Source organism: Craterilacuibacter sp., assembly GCF_051659485.1.
In the GTDB taxonomy this organism is placed as follows: domain Bacteria; phylum Pseudomonadota; class Gammaproteobacteria; order Burkholderiales; family Chromobacteriaceae; genus Craterilacuibacter.
Window position 1 is genome coordinate 1 of sequence record NZ_JBOFOO010000360.1, and the last position, 16429, is coordinate 16429.

Genomic DNA, 16429 nt, shown 5'->3' on the forward strand with positions numbered 1-16429 from the left:
AGTACCGCGAGGATGCGGTGAAGTTCTTCGGCGACAAGACCAACTTCGCGAGCTATTTTGGCGCGATGAAAGCCGGCGAGACCTTCCGTCAGCCGGAGCTGGCCGAAACGCTGCGCCGTATCTCGAAATACGGTGCCAAGGATTTCTATCAGGGCAAGACGGCCGGCTTGCTGGTGGCCCAGATGAAGGCGGACAACGGCCTGATTTCTGCTGCCGACCTGCGCGACTATCGCGCCAAGTGGCGCGAGCCGATCAAGATCAGCTGGCGCGGCAATAAGGTCTACACGGCACCACCGCCCAGCTCCGGCGGGATTGCCCTCAAGCAGTTGCTGACCATCAAGGAAAACCGTGCCGCCGACTTCAAGGGTGTGGCGCACAATTCGGCACAATACATCCACCTGTTGTCCGAGATTGAGAAGCGCGTGTTTGCCGATCGTGCCGATTATCTGGGCGACCCGGATTTCTCCAAGGTGCCGGTGAAGCAGCTGACCGACAAGGTCTATCTGGCCCGTCGTGCCGCGGAAGTCAATCCCAAGGCCATTTCCCCGACCGAGAAGGTGAAGCCGGGCCTGGAACCGCGCCAGACCACCCATTTCTCCATTGTCGACAAATGGGGCAATGCGGTTGGCAATACCTATACGCTGAACTGGGACTTCGGCAGCGGTGTGGTGGTGAAGGGCGCGGGCTTTTTGCTGAACGACGAGATGGATGACTTCAGCGCCAAGCCGGGTGTGGCCAACGCCTTTGGCGTGGTGGGCAAGAACGCCAACGCGATCGAGCCGGGCAAGCGCATGCTGTCGTCGATGAGCCCGACTATCGTGACGCGCGACGGCAAGGTGGCGATGGTGCTGGGCACGCCGGGCGGCTCGCGCATCTTCACCTCCATCTTCCAGGTACTCAACAATGTGTACGACTACAACATGCCGCTGCAGCAGGCTGTTTCGGCTCAGCGCGTACACCACCAACTGCTACCCAAGGACACGATCTTCTTTGATGCTTACGCACCGCTCGCGGGCAAGCAAGCCGAAGAGCTGAAGGCCATGGGTTACACGCTGGAAGATCAGGGCTGGAATATGGGCGACATTCAGGCGATCCGCATTAACGGCAACATGCCCGAAACCGCTTCCGATCCGCGCGGTCGTGGCGTTGGCCGTATCGTGAAGTAATTGCCGGCATGATTCCGGATGTGCTGCGGCATGTCCGGGATGGCTCTCCATTCCATTCATTTTCCCCGCCTTCACCTCGTGAATGCGGGGCTTTTCATTCTGGCGTGCCTGTTTTTTAGGCAGGCGCGTTGCGGCCCTTTGGCTGCGGGCGTTGGCGATACTTATCCACAGCCGGTACACAAGCTTGTCCGCATCGGCTGTGGATGGGGGAGCGAGCATGCGTAAGCATGAAGCGGCTTTTCTTGATGAGTCTGGCGCACTGTCCCACGCAGCTTGCGGCAACAGTTCGTCAGCCAGAAAGTCGAGCAGCGCGCGCCGACATATTCCTGCGCGACGCATAGACCGCGTAGAAGTCAAGCTCGCACGGTATGTATTCCGGCAGTAGCGCGCTCAACTGGCCGTTACGCAGCAAAGGGGCGACCAGATAGGTCGGCAGTCGCGCGACCCTGGGCCTGAGCGGATGAGGTACTCAAGATCAGTACCAAGATTGCTAAAGGGAAATGAAGTGCTGAAGCCGCGCTTGCCGGCGTGCGCTTAATCATGGGCCGGCAGATACAAAATGGCGGCTTTGCGCCAACGTAGTGCTTCGTTTCCTGCCAGTCAGGCTTCTGGCTTCGCTCTGGCCGGGTAGGTTTAACTGGCTTGATGTGGGTTGCTGTATTCGTGTTGAGGGCCAGCATGGTGCCGGTTTTTTGTTGCAATTTTTTTGCTTTAATGGCGTCGGGTCACTATACACAAAAAAACAGCAAACAAACTGAATCAAACACTCTAGATGACGGGGGAATGCGATTGCATGGCGCATTCGTGTGCTCCCCTGCAAACAGCAAGGAGTAGCGCCATGACTGCCGATATCTACCGCCACTATGCCGCCCGTTACGATAAAACCCGCGAAGAGGAATACAGCATTCAGGAGTTTCTGGAGCTGTGTAAGCGCGAACCGGGGGTCTATGCCACGGCGGCTGAACGCATGCTGCTGGCCATTGGCGAGCCCGAGCTGATTGACACCCGCCACGATGCCCGTTTGTCGCGTATTTTTTCCAACAAGATGATAAAAATCTATCCTGCCTTCCGTGATTTTTACGGCATGGAGGAGGTGATTGAGCAAGTGGTGTCTTATTTCCGCCATGCCGCGCAAGGGTTGGAAGAAAAGAAACAGATCCTCTATTTACTGGGGCCGGTAGGGGGGGGTAAAAGCTCGATTGCCGAGCAGCTTAAGTCGCTGATGGAAGACGTGCCTTTTTATGCGATCAAGGGCAGTCCGATCAACGAATCGCCTCTGGGTCTGTTTAATTACGAAGAAGACGGCCGGATTCTCGAAGAAGAGTTCGGTATTCCCCGTCGCTATCTGAAGACCATTCCCAGCCCGTGGGCCGTCAAGCGCCTGCACGAGTTTGGCGGCGATATCGACCAGTTCCGTGTGGTCAAGCGTTACCCGTCGGTACTCAAGCAGATTGCAGTGGCCAAAACCGAACCTGGGGACGAGAACAATCAGGATATTTCGGCGCTGGTCGGCAAGGTCGATATCCGCAAGCTGGAAAAATATGCGCAGGATGATCCGGATGCCTATAGCTACTCGGGTGGCCTGTGTCTGGCTAATCAGGGTTTGCTTGAGTTTGTCGAAATGTTCAAGGCACCGATCAAGGTGCTGCACCCTTTGCTGACGGCCACACAGGAAGGCAATTACAAGGGAACCGAGGGGTTCGGTGCGATTCCGTTCGAGGGCATTATTCTGGCGCACTCCAACGAATCCGAGTGGAAACAGTTCAAGAACAACAAGAATAACGAAGCATTCCTCGACCGTATTTATATTGTCAAGGTGCCGTACTGTTTGCGGGTATCGGACGAAGTCAAGATCTACGACAAGCTGATTGTCAATTCATCTCTGGGTGCCGCGCCATGTGCACCGGGCACGCTGAAAATGATGGCGCAGTTTGCCGTATTGTCGCGCCTGAAAGAGCCGGAGAACTCCAGCCTGTTCAGCAAGATGCTGGTGTACGACGGTGACAGCCTGAAAGATACCGATCCCAAGGCCAAGAGCCAGCAGGAGTACCGTGATTATGCCGGGGTGGATGAGGGGATGAGCGGGCTATCGACGCGCTTTGCCTACAAAATTGTGTCCAAGGTATTCAACTTTGATCACGCCGAAGTTGCGGCTAATCCGGTGCATTTGCTGTATGTGCTGGAGCAACAGGTGGAGCGCGAGCAGTTCCCGCCCGAAATCGAACAGCGCTACCTCACTTTCCTGAAGGAATATCTGGCACCCAAGTATGTCGAATTTATCGGCAAGGAGATTCAGACCGCGTATCTGGAGAGTTATTCCGAGTACGGCCAGAATATCTTCGACCGCTATGTGACTTTTGCCGACTACTGGATACAGGATCAGGAATTCCGTGATCAGGATACCGGTGAAATATTTGACCGTGGCTCGCTCAATATCGAGCTGGAAAAGATAGAAAAACCGGCAGGTATTTCCAACCCCAAGGATTTCCGTAACGAGATTGTCAATTTTGTATTGCGTGCCCGTGCCAATAACAATGGCAAGAATCCGGCCTGGACCAGTTACGAGAAGTTGAGAACAGTGATCGAGAAGAAGATGTTCTCCAATACTGAAGAGCTGTTGCCGGTTATTTCATTCAATGCCAAAGCCAGCCTCGAAGACTCGAAAAAGCACGAGGATTTTGTGAACCGTATGGTGGAAAAGGGCTACACGCCGAAGCAGGTTCGCTTGCTGTGTGAATGGTATCTGCGCGTACGTAAGTCGTCCTGAACGGAAGAGGCCGGAAAGCCCGCATGGACTTTCCGGAACCCATGAGCCTGACGGAGGCAAACATGGCCAATATTATCGACCGACGTTTGAACGGTAAGAATAAATCTGCGGTTAATCGCGAGCGTTTTTTGCGCCGTTTCAAGGGGCAGATCAAGGATGCGGTTGCCAAGGCGATCAAGGGGCGCAGTATTACCGACATCGAGAGCGGCGAAACCGTCTCCATTCCGGTTAAGGATATTTCAGAGCCTTCATTTCATCATGGCAAAGGCGGGGTATGGGAACATATCCATCCGGGCAATCAGGAGTTTGTGAAGGGTGACCGTCTGCCACGGCCGCAAGGCGGGGGGGGCGGTGGCAATGGCTCGGGCAAGGCCAGTCAGGATGGCGAGGGTGAAGATGCTTTTGCCTTTGAACTGTCGCGTGAAGAATTCATGAATGTATTTTTCGATGATCTGGCTTTGCCTAATCTGGTTAAAACCCAGCTCACCGGTATTACTGAAATGAAAACGGTGCGGGCCGGTTTTACCAACGATGGTACGCCGGGCAATATCAATATCGTGCGTTCCTTGCGAGGCGCATTGTCGCGGCGTATCGCCATGGCGGCGCCGACGCTGGCATCTCTTGGCGAATCCGAGGAGGAGCTGGACGAGTTGATGGAATCGGGCATGGAGGCCGATTTGGCTGTGCGCGAGCATAGACGCCGTATCCATCTACTGCACGAAAAGTTGGCGGCCATCCCGTTTATTGATCCCTTCGACCTGCGTTATAACAACCGGGTGAAACAGCCGAAACCTTCAAGCCAGGCGGTGATGTTCTGTCTGATGGATGTATCCGGCTCGATGGACGAGCAGAAAAAAGATATGGCCAAGCGTTTTTTTATTCTGCTGTATCTATTTTTGCAGCGCACTTACGACAAGATCGAGTTGGTGTTTATCCGCCACCACACCAGTGCGGTGGAAGTGAATGAACATGATTTTTTCCACTCGCGCGAGTCCGGAGGGACGGTGGTGTCGTCGGCGCTTAACCTGATGAAAGATGTGGTGAACAAGCGTTACGCCGGCAGTGAGTGGAATATTTACGCAGCGCAGGCATCGGACGGAGATAACTGGGATAGTGATTCGGCCAATTGCGCGCGTATTCTCGAGACGGCGCTTATTCCGGTATGCCAGTACTACGCCTATATCGAGATTACCGAGGGCGAGCCACAGAACCTGTGGTACGAATACCTCAAGGTCAAGGATGCCAGCAAGCACTTTGCCATGCAAAAGATACGCTCGGCCGCCGATATCTATCCGGTGTTCCGCGAGCTGTTTAAAAAGCAGCAGGGGGTAAGCAAATGACACCGATTTCCACCGGTTCGGAATGGACCTTTGATTTGATCGAGGCATACGATGCGGCGATACGCGAGATCGCGGTAGACGAATTCAAACTCGATGTTTACCCCACTCAATTGGAGGTGATTACGGCCGAGCAGATGATGGATGCCTATTCATCGGTGGGGATGCCGGTCAATTACCATCACTGGAGTTTCGGCAAACACTTCGTTTCAACCGAGAAGAACTATAAGCGCGGGCAGATGGGGCTGGCATACGAGATTGTAATCAACTCCAGTCCCTGTATTGCCTACCTGATGGAAGAAAACTCGGCGACTATGCAGGCGCTGGTGATTGCGCATGCAGCGTATGGTCACAATTCGTTTTTTAAGGGCAATTATCTGTTTCGTTCGTGGACCGACGCGACGGCAATCGTCGATTATCTGATGTTTGCCAAACAGTACATCAGCCAGTGCGAGGAGCGTTACGGCATCAGCGCGGTCGAGGAGTTGCTGGATTCGTGCCATGCGCTGATGAACTACGGGGTGGATCGTTACAAGCGCCCGGAAAAGCTGTCTTTGGTGCAGGAGCGGGCGCGGCAGACCGAGCGTGAGCAGTATCTGCAAACGCAGGTCAATGATCTGTGGCGCACCATCCCGAAGCGGGAGCGTGATGCCAATGCCCACACTGCACAGCGCTTTCCGCCCGAGCCACAGGAAAACCTGCTGTATTTTATCGAGAAGGCTGCGCCTTTGCTTGAGCCATGGCAGCGCGAGATCGTGCGTATCGTGCGCAAGATTGCCCAGTATTTCTATCCGCAGCGCCAGACGCAGGTGATGAACGAGGGTTGGGCCACCTTCTGGCATTACACCATACTCACGCGTTTGTACGACAAGGGCTTGGTGACCGATGGTTTCATGATGGAGTTTTTGCAAAGCCACACCAATGTGGTGGCGCAACCGCCGGTGACATCGAACTGGTATAGCGGCATCAATCCTTATGCGCTGGGCTTTGCCATGTATCAGGACATCAAGCGTATTTGTGAAGCGCCGACCGCCGAGGACAGGGCCTGGTTTCCCGATATTGCAGGCAGCAATTGGCGCGAGACGCTGGAGTTCGCGATGAAGAACTTCAAGGATGAAAGTTTTGTCTCGCAGTACCTGTCACCCAAGCTGATTCGAGATTTTCACCTGTTTGCCCTGCGTGACGATGATAGGGACGACAAGCTGGAAATTTCCGCCATTCACAACGAGGAGGGTTACCGCAAGGTACGCGAGCTGCTGGCTGAACAGTACAATCTGGGCTCGCGCGAGCCGAATATACAGGTGTGGTCGGTCAATATGCGCGGCGACCGCTGTCTGACCCTGCGCCACACCATGCATAACCGCCGCCCATTGGACCGTGGCAGTTCCTGCGACGTGCTCAAGCATATTGCACGCTTGTGGGGCTTTGATGTCAGGTTGGAGAGTGTGGACTCCGATGGGAGTGTGCGCGAGCACTTTGAAATCAAGGCGCCACCCGAGGTGATGGCGTATTGATTTGTAGTGCTATGACTTGATAGCCCAGCTCCCCGGCATGCTGCGGGGCGCTGGGCTATGGGCGTAGGCTTAACGCAGTCCTAGTACATCCTGCATGTCAAACACGCCATGTGGCTGCGCTTGCAGCCAGCGTGCCGCGCGTACGGCACCGCCTGCGAAGGTGGCACGACTAGACGCTTTGTGGCTGATTTCTACCCGCTCGCCGATAGCGGCAAACAAGGCCGTATGGTCGCCGACAACATCGCCGCCACGCACGGTGGCAAAACCTATGGTTTGCGGGTCGCGCTCGCCGGTCACGCCTTCACGGCCATAGACGGCGCAGGCATTGAGGTCGCGCCCCAGTGCGTCGGCGATGACTTCACCCATGCGTAGTGCGGTACCGGAGGGGGCATCCACCTTGTGGCGGTGGTGTGCCTCGATGATTTCGATGTCGTAGCCATCGTTCAGTACCCGCGCTGCCATATCCAGAAGTTTGAACGTCAGGTTGACGCCCACGCTGAAGTTGGCGGCAAACACGATCCCGATCTGCTCGCCAGCTGCGCGGATGGCGGCTTTGCCTGCGTCATCAAAGCCAGTCGTGCCTATGATCATGTCGACACCGGCCGTGACGCAGGCCTGCATATGCTGCAAAGTCCCTTCCGGGCGGGTGAAGTCGATCAGAATATCGGCACCAACCAGTGCGGTGATTAAATCGCTGCTGATGGTGACGCCGGTGTTCTGGCCGATAAACAGGCCGGCATCCTGTCCGATAAAGCCGGAGTCGACGCGCTCCAGTGCGCCATGCAGGCGGGCAGATGGGCTGGCAATAACGGCTTCAATCAGTGCACGGCCCATGCGGCCGCCGGCACCGACAATAACGATATTTTGTGGCTGCATCGTATGTTCAGTTTTTGGCTGGGGTGAGAGGGGCGGGTACATTACTTTCGGCTAGCCCTTGGCCTTCGACCGAGACGACACTGTCCGCGTTGAAAATAACCGTGACCAGGCGTTCTTCGGTTGGCTGGCCCTGACGCTCCAGGACATATTTGTAGTCCCAGCGATTGGCGTGGAACGGGTCGGCCAATAACGGTGTTCCCAGCAAAAAGCGAACCTGATTGCGCGTCATGCCGGGCTTGACTTGCTTGGCCGAGGCTTCGCTGACCGCATTGCCTTGCTCTATCACCATGCGATGGGGCGTGAACCAGTTGATCGGATTAATACTACTGCAGCCTGCCATAAACAGCAGTGCCGGAATCATCAGGATTTTGTTCATCGTGTTCATGCCGGGAAAACCGGGTTGGGTAAACTATTAAAAGGCTTTATGATACAGAATCACACCTACAAGTTATAACACGATGAATAAAGCCAGTCACCTCAAGGATATCGGGCTTAAGGCTACCGGTCCGCGCCTTAAGATTCTCGAACTGTTCGAGAACAGTGTCCTGCGTCACCTGTCTGCCGAAGATGTGTATAAAAAGATGCTGACCGAAGAAATGGATATCGGTCTGGCGACGATTTACCGCGTACTGACCCAGTTCGAACAGGCCGGCATTCTGGTGCGCCATCATTTCGAGTCGGGCAAGGCGGTATACGAGCTGAATCAGGGCGGGCATCATGACCATATGGTGTGCATGAGTTGTGGCAAAGTGACCGAATTTTTCGAGCCCAAGATTGAAAGCCTGCAAGACCGGATCGCCGAGCAGCACGGTTTCGCCATACAGGATCATGCACTTTATCTATATGGTGAATGTGCCGAATGCCAGAAGACGCACTCTAGCACGGCAATATGATCCCTTGGCTGGGTACTGCCTTGGATTTTCCAGTGCTAGAGTCGGCGCTGCTAGAGCCGCCGGGCCTGCTTGCTGCCGGCGGTGACCTGTCTGTCGAGCGTCTTGCTCTGGCTTACAGTCGTGGAATTTTTCCATGGTTTAGTGCCGGGCAGCCTATTCTTTGGTGGTCGCCGGCGCCGCGCATGGTGCTTTTTCCGTCGGAGCTGAAAATAAGCAGGGCGCTGGCTAAGACACTGCGTCAGCGTCGCTACCGGGTGAGTTGCGATCAGGACTTTGGCGGTGTGATGCAGGCGTGTGCGGCGAGTCCGCGTCCCGGGCAGGGCGGGACCTGGATTTCCCCGCAGATGGTGGATGCCTATTGCCGTTTGCACGCTGCCGGTTTGGCGCACTCGTTTGAAGTCTGGATGGAGGGCGAACTGGCCGGCGGCCTGTATGGTGTGGCACTGGGGCGGATGTTCTTTGGCGAATCCATGTTTCACCGCCGCCGCGATGCTTCAAAAATAGCATTCGTACACATGGTGCAGCATCTGGCAAATCATGGCTTCACGATGGTGGACTGCCAAGTCCATACTCCGCATTTGGAGAGCCTGGGTGGCCGGCTGATTTCACGGGATAGCTTCATCGCCAGGCTGCAGGCGCAAACAGCGCAGGGACAGCCGGCTCACTTATGGGATTACCAATACAACAATGAGCCAGCGTGAGTCTCACGAAGCGGTTGTGCACTTCTATGCTACAGGGGTGTACCCGTGCAGCTATCTGGAAGGGCGCGATGCGCGCTCTCAAGTTGCCATCCCTGTCGAGCTGATCGATGCTGCGGTGTACAGTCGCTTGGTGCGCTTAGGTTTTCGCCGTAGCGGACACTACACCTACCGGCCGGCATGTGATGCTTGCCATGCCTGTATTCCGGTGCGCTTGCGCGTGGCGGATTTTGCCCCGAACCGCACCCAGCGCCGCACTTTGCGCCAGCATGCCGGACTGGACATCCGGATCTTGCCGCTGGCCTTTCGCGATGAGCATTTCCATCTATACCGGCGCTATCAGGCCAGTCGCCACGCCGGTGGCGGCATGAGCGATGATGGTTCGCAGCAGTATACCGAGTTCATCCTGAAAAGCCGGGTGGATAGTGTATTGGTCGAGTTTAGTGAAAAAGGTGTCCTCAAGATGGTCAGTCTGGTAGACAAGCTGGATGATGGCCTGTCTGCCGCCTACACCTTTTTCGAACCCGACGATGTGGGCTGCAGCTATGGTAGCTACAGCATTTTATGGCAGCGTGAGTGGGCGCTAAGCCTGGGTTTGCCGTATCTCTACCTAGGCTACTGGATAGCCGATTGTCGCAAGATGGAATACAAATCGCGTTACCAGCCGCTGGAGCGATTGTTTGATGGGGTATGGCGGGATTTTTGAATGACAAGCCAAGCCTATGCCCGGCTTGTCATGATGGGGTAGCTCAGAACGGTACGACGCGCATGGTGCCATTGCCGCTTAGGATGCGTACCCGCTGACCTGCGCTGAATGGCAGATCCGCGTCCTGTACGATGGAAACCATGCGTCCATCCCTGTCCAGCCTGACGGTAAGCTCGAGCGCATTTTTGGTGCCCAGGCCCTGTTGCGCGGATTGCGAAGCCAGACCGCCCAGCATGGCGCCGGCAATGGCGCCAACTGCCGAGCCGCTGCCGCTGCCTATGCTGCTGCCTGCGACACCACCTAGTGCCGTACCGCCCAATGTCAGTAACTGGTTCTGTTCGCCTTCGACCTTGACGTTCTGTACCGAAACGATCTGGCCAAATTCGACGACTTGCGGCTGTTGCAACTGACCGCGCTTGTAGACGACGGCCGAGTCGGACGGGGTGCTGCAACCGGTGGCCAGCAAAATTGCACTGATCGCACTGGCCAGAAGTAGCCCTTTTTTCATTTCCATTCCTTTCTTACTGTTACATGCCTGTTTACGGCTTTTTGAGGCCGGCAATAGCTTGGGCACACTCTGCTATCAGCTGCGGGCCACGGTAGATCAAGCCGGAGTAAAGCTGTACCAGACTGGCGCCGGCACGGATTTTGTCTGCCGCATCATCGCCACTAAGAATACCGCCTACTCCTATGATAGGCAGCGCACCATCGAGTTCTTGCGCCAAAGTCTGAATGACCCCGGTTGCAAGTGCGGTGACTGGCGCGCCTGACAGTCCGCCGGCTTCGGCGGCATGGGTGTGGCCGGCGACGGCCTCGCGGGATAAGGTGGTATTGGTCGCGATCACGGCATCAACCTTATGCGCCAGCAGCAAGCGGGCGATATCGCGTACCGCTGCTTGATCGAGATCGGGTGCAATCTTAACAGCGAAGGGGACGTAACGGCCATGTTTGTCGGCCAACATGGCCTGCCGGGTTTTGAGTGCCGCGATCAATTCGGCCAATTCGCTACCTTGTTGCAGCTGGCGCAAATTCTTGGTATTGGGCGAAGAGATATTGACCGTCACGTAACTGGCGCAGGGGTAAACCTTGTCCAGGCATTCGATATAGTCGTCAGTCGCCCGTTCGATGGGGGTGCTGGCATTCTTGCCGATATTAATGCCTAGTACGCCCTTGAAGCGGCTTTGCTGGACGTTGCGCACCAGATTATCGACGCCCAGATTATTGAAACCCATACGATTGATAATCGCTTGGTGCTCGGGCAGGCGGAATAGCCGTGGTTTGGGGTTGCCTGCTTGCGCGCGCGGGGTGACGGTGCCTATTTCGATAAATCCGAAACCCAGTTCGGCCAGTGCATCGATATGCTCGCCATCCTTGTCCAGACCGGCGCCAAGGCCGACCGGATTGGGGAAGGTCAGCCCCATCACCTTGACCGGATTGCGCGGGATGGATTTGCCCATCAATGTGCCCAGCTGCAACTGGTATGCCTTGTCCAGCAGCTTGAGAGTCAGCTGGTGTGCGGCCTCGGGGTCAAGGCGAAACAGCAGCGGGCGTAACAGCGGATAAAGCATCGGAAACTCCGTCAGGCTGCACTACCAGAATAGTGGCGGTGCATGCATAGTGCGTAAGTAGGGGATGTTACAAGATCTTGCAGGCAACGTCGAAGTCGAGGCGCGGCGCGCGCGGATGAAGTTGCGCCTCGACGCCATAACCCAGATTGATCAGGAAGTTGGCACGCCAGCGCCCATCGGCAAAGAATGTATTGTTTACACCAGTCTGGTCAAAGCCGGACATCGGGCCGCAATCCAGTCCCAGCGCACGGGCCGCCATAATCAGATAGGCGCCTTGCAGGCTGCTGTTGCGCATGGCTGTTTCTGTAATCAGCGCCTCATTGCCGATAAACCAGCTTTTTGCATCGGCATGCGGATACAGTTCGGGTAGTGCCTCATAAAATTCTATGTCATAGGCGACGATGACCGTTACCGGGGCCTGCATGGTTTTGGCCTGATTGCCCGGTGCGAGGTGGGGCGCTAGTGCGGCCTTGGCTTGTGGGCTGGTGATAAAAACAAAGCGGGCAGGGGATGCATTGGCGCTGGTCGGGCATAGGCGTGTGAGCGTGTATAACTGCTGCAATAAGTCCGGGCTGATGGTTCTTGGCTGCCAATGGCTATGGGTGCGGGCCTGAATAAACAACTGGGCGATGGCGGCAGGGCTAAGCGGCATGCTCATGATTCACCTCTCCTGATGTAGGGCCTACGCAGGGCTATTTTGAATAGCCGGTGCACTGGCCTGTGGTGCTTTGATTTCATCCGGCACAATTTCAAGCTCGGCATGTGTGGCGGCAAGGACGGTAATGGATACCCGCCGGTTTTGTGCCCGGCCTTCCGCCGTTGCATTGCTGGTGACCGGGCGATTTTCGGCGCGGCCTACGGCGACCAGTCTGTCGGCGGCAATGCCGTTTTCCTGAAACAGGCGTACGACACTGCCGGCGCGGGCCGCCGAGAGTTCCCAGTTGGAAGGGTAGAAGGGATTACGTATCGGTACGTTGTCGGTATAGCCCTCGACACGAACCGGATTGTCCAGCGTGCGCAGGACCCCGGAAATGCCTGCGAGCATCTGGCGTGATTCAGGAGACGGACTGGCTTGGGCGACGGCAAACAGTGCCGTGTCCTTGATGTCGATATGAATGCCTTCATCGGACTGATAAAGCCGGACCTGGCCACTTTTTAGCAGCGGCTGTACCACCTTGCTGAGCGCATCGCTCAGCTCGCGCATCTTTTGCTGATTGGCCAGCCGCTGGTCACTCTTGACTGCACGGGCGACCGGCTTGGCATTGGGCACCTCTATCATGGTGTTGGCGCTACCGGAAGGTTTTTGCGTGCTGACAATCTTGTTGCCGAAAGCGTCACCCAGCGAGCTGGACAGTACGCGATACTTGCTTTCATTAACCTGCGAGATCGCATACATCACCACAAAAAAGGCAAACAGCAAGGTAATGAAGTCGGCATAGGATACCAGCCAGCGTTCATGATTCTCGTACTCTTCTTCCTGGTGACGTCTGCGTTTACGCATGGCTTAATCCGGTTTCAGTAGTAACGGGTCTCGAACAGGGTGCTGACACCCTGTGCAAACTGTACGCCCAGAAAACGCGCTGCGCGTTTGCCAAAGCCTTCATCCGGCGTGAACTCCACCAGCTTTTCCGCCTTGAACTGCTCGCGTGCCACTTGACGCACCGAAGATAGGCCGTCTATCAAACCCAGTGCCTGTCCTTGTGATCCGAGCCATACGCGGCCAGAGAATATTTCGCCGGATGCCTGTCGCAGCTGTTTGCTGCGTCCGTCACGTACCGCCTGTATGAATTGCTGGTGTACGGTGTCCAGTAGTTGCTGGCGAATGGCTTCCTGTTCGGGCTTGCGCGGGGAGAACGGGTCACCCATGCCCTTGTTGTCGCCGGACGTCATCAAGCGGCGTTCCACGCCGAGTTTTTCCATGGTGCCGGTAAAGCCGAAACCATCGGACAGGACGCCGATAGAACCGATAATGCTGGCCTTGTCGGCATAGATGCGGTCAGTGGCTGCCGCGATGTAGTAGCAACCGGAGGCGCAGACTTCCTCCACCACGGTCACGACCGGAATTGCCGGGTATTGCTTTTTAAGGCGGCGGATTTCGTCATAGGCCATGCCGGACAAAACCGGGCTGCCGCCCGGGCTGTTGGCGCGGATAATGATACCGCGTGTGCCGCTGTCCTTGTAGGCGGCTTCCAGTCCGCGGGTCAGTCGGTCGGCGGTATCGTTTTCACTGTTGATTACACCATCCAGACTGATCAGTGCCGTGTGCTTGCCATCGATCAGGCTGCCATCCTTGCCACTTTTATCACGGCTGATGAATATGCTGTATACGACGGCCAGCATGAGCAATAGCCACGCGAGACGGAAGAAAGTTTTCCACTGGCGTGCGCGACGTTGTTCTTGCAGGGCGCTACCCGCCAGTTTGGTCAGGAGTTCGCGTTCCCAGTCCGGCTTATCGTTCACTTTGGCTCCACGTGCATAGGGGTAAGTCGTAGATAATACACTTACGTCATTTTTATGTGCGAGTGTAACTTGGCGCCGGGTGCCTTACTTCAGCCCAAGCGTGGCATCAGCCAGTGTTGTAGTGAAGGGAAATCATGGAAGATGGCCGCAGGCCGGCAATCTTCCAGCACCTCCAGCGGGTGCGCGCCATAGCTGACACCGGCACCGTGGGCTTTGGCATTGACTGCCATCAGCAGGTCGTGGCTGGTATCGCCGACCATCAGGGTGCGCTGCATTTCAACGCCTAGCCTGTCGGTGATATCCAGCAACATCTGCGGGTCGGGTTTGGAGTTGCACTCGTCAACGGTGCGGGTCGCATCAAAAAATCCGGCCAGGCCGCTGACCTCCAGTGCCCGATCCAGCCCCTTGCGGCTCTTGCCGGTTGCTACCGCCAGTAATACGCCTGCTTCCTTTAGGGAGCTCAGGCCTTGATGGACGCCATCAAATAGCTCGACCGTCTCTTCCCCGCATAAATAGTGATGGCGATACGCGTCTTCAAGGTCGTGGTAACGCTCCGGGCTCAGTCCCGGGCAGGCGGTGCGCAATGCCTTGCCCAGCGACAGGCCGATGACGTGGCTGGCCGCTTCTCGAGTCGGCATCGGTAGCTTCAAGTCGGCGCTGGCGCGCTGGATAGAGCGCACGATATGGGCGGTCGAGTCCATGAGCGTGCCGTCCCAGTCGAATACGATCAGATCAAATTGCATTTTCTTTTCTCAATAGTTCCACAAAGGCCATCAGCTCGGGCGGTAAGGGCGCTTCCAGATCCAGAGGCTCACCGGTAAGCGGATGCGGCAACTTGAGATTGTGGGCATGCAGGAACATGCGTTTGAGGCCGTGGCGCATCAGGTCGCGATTGGCGGTAAAGTCACCGTAGCGCTCATCGCCGGCAATCGGGCAGTTCATGGCCTGCATGTGGACGCGAATCTGGTGGGTGCGGCCGGTCTTTATCCACGCTTCAACCAGAGTAAAGTCGGCAAAACATTCTTCGATGCTGAAAATGGTATGTGCGTATTGTCCGCCTTCCTGTACCCGTACCCGTTTTTCGCCATTGGGCGTGTCCCATTTGTGTAGCGGCAGTTTGACGTGGCGCTCTGCTTGCGGCCATTGACCCAGCCCCAGGGCAAAGTAGCGCTTTTGCGGTACGTCGGTGCGTATCATTTCATGCAGCTTGACCAGTGCCGAGCGCTTCTTGGCGATCATCAGCAAACCGGACGTGTCGCGATCCAGACGGTGCACCAGTTCGAGATAGCGCGCTTCGGGGCGCGCCTTGCGCAACTGCTCGATCACCCCGAACGAAACGCCGCTGCCGCCATGCACCGCCACGCCGGAAGGCTTGTCGATGACCAGTAGGGCATCGTCTTCGTAGATCACGGGAAAATGGCCGGCTGGTACGAACTTTTCTTCACGCACGGCAATGCGTACCGGCGGTAACCGGACTTCATCGCCATCGGCTAGCCGATAGCTGGCATCGATGCGCCCCTTGTTGACGCGTACTTCACCCGACCGCAGGATGCGGTAAACATGGCTCTTGGGTACGCCCTTGAGCTGGCGGGTGAGGTAGTTGTCTATGCGCTGGCCGGCTTCGGCTTCGCCTATCATGTGAAACGAAACGGAGTCTTTGCGTATATCTGTCATATTGCTTATACTTCGATGCGCTTTGCCGGTTGCCGGGTGCTTTGAAGTCAAGGCCCGGCAGGCAAGAGCAGTTCCGGTGAATATATAAAGGTCGAGCACCGCCGAAAGGTCAGGTTGCCGACGCTGCTGCGAATGATGATCGTGCCGGCAGGGTACATACCCTGGCCTGATGCCCGTTCTGCCGGACGCAGCCAAGGTTGTCTCGCTCACCGAAAAGAAGCGATGGTAATGCATTTGACCGTACAGCGCACTCACGAGCACTCCATTTCCGGGTGCCAAGCCAATCCGGGAGTCATGCAGTAAAGTTTGACCCGGCGTGTATGCCCACTGCTTTCTTGCTTCGTCGATAACTCGTTTGTCGGCAGGTTGTGTACCACTCGTTGCCCGTACCCGTGGCAACAAGGGCATTGCGCGAAATTAGTTCGAGAAGTCGGCTTAGCCTATCGTTTTTATTGCTCTTTAGTCAGACACTTCTTTCGGAAAGCGCCCATCACTAATCACTGGGCCGTCAAATACTTGCTGCGACCTTGCGTGAGTGCTGCGCAGGGAATTTATATGAAACGAATGTTATTCAATGCAACGCAGGCTGAAGAGCTGCGCGTAGCTATTGTTGACGGGCAAAAACTCGTTGACCTCGATATCGAGACCGTAGGCAAAGAGCAACGCAAAGGGAATATCTATAAAGGGATCATTACCCGTATCGAGCCTTCGCTGGAAGCCTGCTTTGTCGACTACGGCACCGAACGTCATGGTTTCTTGCCGTTCAAGGA

General features: G+C 56.1%; 17 protein-coding genes. 8 read left to right on the forward strand and 9 right to left on the reverse strand.

The annotated features are described in order from the left end of the window. The 4 genes from ACRC1E_RS12205 to ACRC1E_RS12220 all read left to right on the forward strand — a co-directional run. The coding region (locus ACRC1E_RS12205) for a gamma-glutamyltransferase family protein (protein ID WP_438515365.1) at nt 1-1166 on the forward strand (1166 nt) is incomplete at its 5' end. A gap of 838 nt (nt 1167-2004) precedes the next feature. Next, nucleotides 2005-3933 carry a PrkA family serine protein kinase gene (locus ACRC1E_RS12210; RefSeq protein ID WP_438515366.1) on the forward strand — a complete coding sequence of 643 codons (1929 nt, stop codon included), beginning with the start codon at nt 2005-2007 and terminating at the stop codon, nt 3931-3933. Nucleotides 3934-3956: 23 nt separating this feature from the next. Next, complete coding sequence (locus tag ACRC1E_RS12215) at nt 3957-5273, forward strand: YeaH/YhbH family protein (RefSeq protein WP_438515367.1); 1317 nt, start codon at nt 3957-3959, stop codon at nt 5271-5273. Beyond that, nucleotides 5270-6784, forward strand: coding sequence for a SpoVR family protein (locus ACRC1E_RS12220; protein ID WP_438515368.1), 1515 nt, complete (start codon nt 5270-5272; stop codon nt 6782-6784). Before ACRC1E_RS12215 ends, ACRC1E_RS12220 begins: the two co-directional genes overlap by 4 nt. Before the next feature lie 69 nt (nt 6785-6853). Here the strand turns inward: ACRC1E_RS12220 and dapB are convergent, their stop codons facing one another. Next, nucleotides 6854-7660: a 4-hydroxy-tetrahydrodipicolinate reductase gene (dapB, locus tag ACRC1E_RS12225; RefSeq protein ID WP_438515369.1), complete on the reverse strand. Its 807-nt coding sequence runs from the start codon at nt 7658-7660 to the stop codon at nt 6854-6856. Between the two features lie 7 nt (nt 7661-7667). Further along, nucleotides 7668-8045 carry an outer membrane protein assembly factor BamE gene (locus ACRC1E_RS12230; RefSeq protein ID WP_438515370.1) on the reverse strand — a complete coding sequence of 126 codons (378 nt, stop codon included), beginning with the start codon at nt 8043-8045 and terminating at the stop codon, nt 7668-7670. A 73-nt stretch (nt 8046-8118) separates the two neighbouring features. Between ACRC1E_RS12230 and fur the strand changes: the two genes are divergently transcribed. The 3 genes from fur to ACRC1E_RS12245 are packed head-to-tail and all read left to right on the forward strand — an operon-like array spanning nt 8119 to nt 9957. Further along, a complete protein-coding gene (gene fur / locus ACRC1E_RS12235) occupies nt 8119-8553 on the forward strand; it encodes a ferric iron uptake transcriptional regulator (protein WP_438515371.1) in 435 nt (144 codons plus the stop codon). After that, on the forward strand, nt 8550-9254 hold the full coding sequence (gene aat, locus ACRC1E_RS12240; RefSeq protein WP_438515372.1) for a leucyl/phenylalanyl-tRNA--protein transferase: 705 nt from the start codon (nt 8550-8552) through the stop codon (nt 9252-9254). The genes fur and aat overlap by 4 nt, the downstream gene beginning before the upstream one ends. Beyond that, complete coding sequence (locus ACRC1E_RS12245; RefSeq protein WP_438515373.1) at nt 9241-9957, forward strand: arginyltransferase; 717 nt, start codon at nt 9241-9243, stop codon at nt 9955-9957. Before aat ends, ACRC1E_RS12245 begins: the two co-directional genes overlap by 14 nt. Nucleotides 9958-10000: 43 nt before the next feature. On the opposite strand, the gene ACRC1E_RS12250 is transcribed toward ACRC1E_RS12245, so the two are convergent. The 7 genes from ACRC1E_RS12250 to ACRC1E_RS12280 all read right to left on the reverse strand — a co-directional run bounded on the left by ACRC1E_RS12250 (nt 10001) and on the right by ACRC1E_RS12280 (nt 15659). After that, nucleotides 10001-10465 (reverse strand): glycine zipper 2TM domain-containing protein, encoded by a 465-nt coding sequence (locus tag ACRC1E_RS12250; protein WP_438515374.1) that lies wholly within the window; start codon nt 10463-10465, stop codon nt 10001-10003. A 31-nt stretch (nt 10466-10496) separates the two neighbouring features. Then, nucleotides 10497-11525 (reverse strand): quinone-dependent dihydroorotate dehydrogenase, encoded by a 1029-nt coding sequence (locus tag ACRC1E_RS12255; protein WP_438515375.1) that lies wholly within the window; start codon nt 11523-11525, stop codon nt 10497-10499. Between the two features lie 67 nt (nt 11526-11592). Beyond that, a complete protein-coding gene (locus ACRC1E_RS12260) occupies nt 11593-12183 on the reverse strand; it encodes a malonic semialdehyde reductase (RefSeq protein WP_438515376.1) in 591 nt (196 codons plus the stop codon). Nucleotides 12184-12207: 24 nt separating this feature from the next. Then, nucleotides 12208-13026 carry a flagellar motor protein MotD gene (motD, locus tag ACRC1E_RS12265; protein WP_438515377.1) on the reverse strand — a complete coding sequence of 273 codons (819 nt, stop codon included), beginning with the start codon at nt 13024-13026 and terminating at the stop codon, nt 12208-12210. Nucleotides 13027-13040: 14 nt separating this feature from the next. Next, complete coding sequence (locus ACRC1E_RS12270; RefSeq protein ID WP_438515381.1) at nt 13041-13952, reverse strand: S49 family peptidase; 912 nt, start codon at nt 13950-13952, stop codon at nt 13041-13043. Between the two features lie 122 nt (nt 13953-14074). After that, entirely contained in the window at nt 14075-14728 is a 654-nt protein-coding gene (locus ACRC1E_RS12275; RefSeq protein ID WP_438515378.1) for an HAD-IA family hydrolase, read from the reverse strand. After that, the gene (locus tag ACRC1E_RS12280) at nt 14718-15659 is read right to left on the reverse strand and encodes an RluA family pseudouridine synthase (RefSeq protein WP_438515379.1); all 942 of its coding nucleotides are present in this window, start codon (nt 15657-15659) and stop codon (nt 14718-14720) included. The genes ACRC1E_RS12275 and ACRC1E_RS12280 overlap by 11 nt, the downstream gene beginning before the upstream one ends. A gap of 555 nt (nt 15660-16214) precedes the next feature. Between ACRC1E_RS12280 and ACRC1E_RS12285 the strand changes: the two genes are divergently transcribed. Next, nucleotides 16215-16429, forward strand: a 215-nt coding sequence (locus ACRC1E_RS12285) for a hypothetical protein (RefSeq protein WP_438515380.1), incomplete at its 3' end; no start/stop codon positions are given.

Bases quoted from the DNA above. Each gene is read 5' to 3' on its own strand.
- ACRC1E_RS12210 (WP_438515366.1), top strand. From the start codon at position 2,005: ATGACTGCCGATATCTACCGCCACTATGCCGCCCGTTACGATAAAACC.
- ACRC1E_RS12215 (WP_438515367.1), top strand. From the start codon at position 3,957: ATGGACTTTCCGGAACCCATGAGCCTGACGGAGGCAAACATGGCCAAT.
- ACRC1E_RS12220 (WP_438515368.1), top strand. From the start codon at position 5,270: ATGACACCGATTTCCACCGGTTCGGAATGGACCTTTGATTTGATCGAG.
- dapB (WP_438515369.1), bottom strand. From the start codon at position 7,660: ATGCAGCCACAAAATATCGTTATTGTCGGTGCCGGCGGCCGCATGGGC.
- ACRC1E_RS12230 (WP_438515370.1), bottom strand. From the start codon at position 8,045: ATGAACACGATGAACAAAATCCTGATGATTCCGGCACTGCTGTTTATG.
- fur (WP_438515371.1), top strand. From the start codon at position 8,119: ATGAATAAAGCCAGTCACCTCAAGGATATCGGGCTTAAGGCTACCGGT.
- aat (WP_438515372.1), top strand. From the start codon at position 8,550: ATGATCCCTTGGCTGGGTACTGCCTTGGATTTTCCAGTGCTAGAGTCG.
- ACRC1E_RS12245 (WP_438515373.1), top strand. From the start codon at position 9,241: ATGAGCCAGCGTGAGTCTCACGAAGCGGTTGTGCACTTCTATGCTACA.
- ACRC1E_RS12250 (WP_438515374.1), bottom strand. From the start codon at position 10,465: ATGAAAAAAGGGCTACTTCTGGCCAGTGCGATCAGTGCAATTTTGCTG.
- ACRC1E_RS12255 (WP_438515375.1), bottom strand. From the start codon at position 11,525: ATGCTTTATCCGCTGTTACGCCCGCTGCTGTTTCGCCTTGACCCCGAG.
- ACRC1E_RS12260 (WP_438515376.1), bottom strand. From the start codon at position 12,183: ATGAGCATGCCGCTTAGCCCTGCCGCCATCGCCCAGTTGTTTATTCAG.
- motD (WP_438515377.1), bottom strand. From the start codon at position 13,026: ATGCGTAAACGCAGACGTCACCAGGAAGAAGAGTACGAGAATCATGAA.
- ACRC1E_RS12275 (WP_438515378.1), bottom strand. From the start codon at position 14,728: ATGCAATTTGATCTGATCGTATTCGACTGGGACGGCACGCTCATGGAC.
- ACRC1E_RS12280 (WP_438515379.1), bottom strand. From the start codon at position 15,659: ATGACAGATATACGCAAAGACTCCGTTTCGTTTCACATGATAGGCGAA.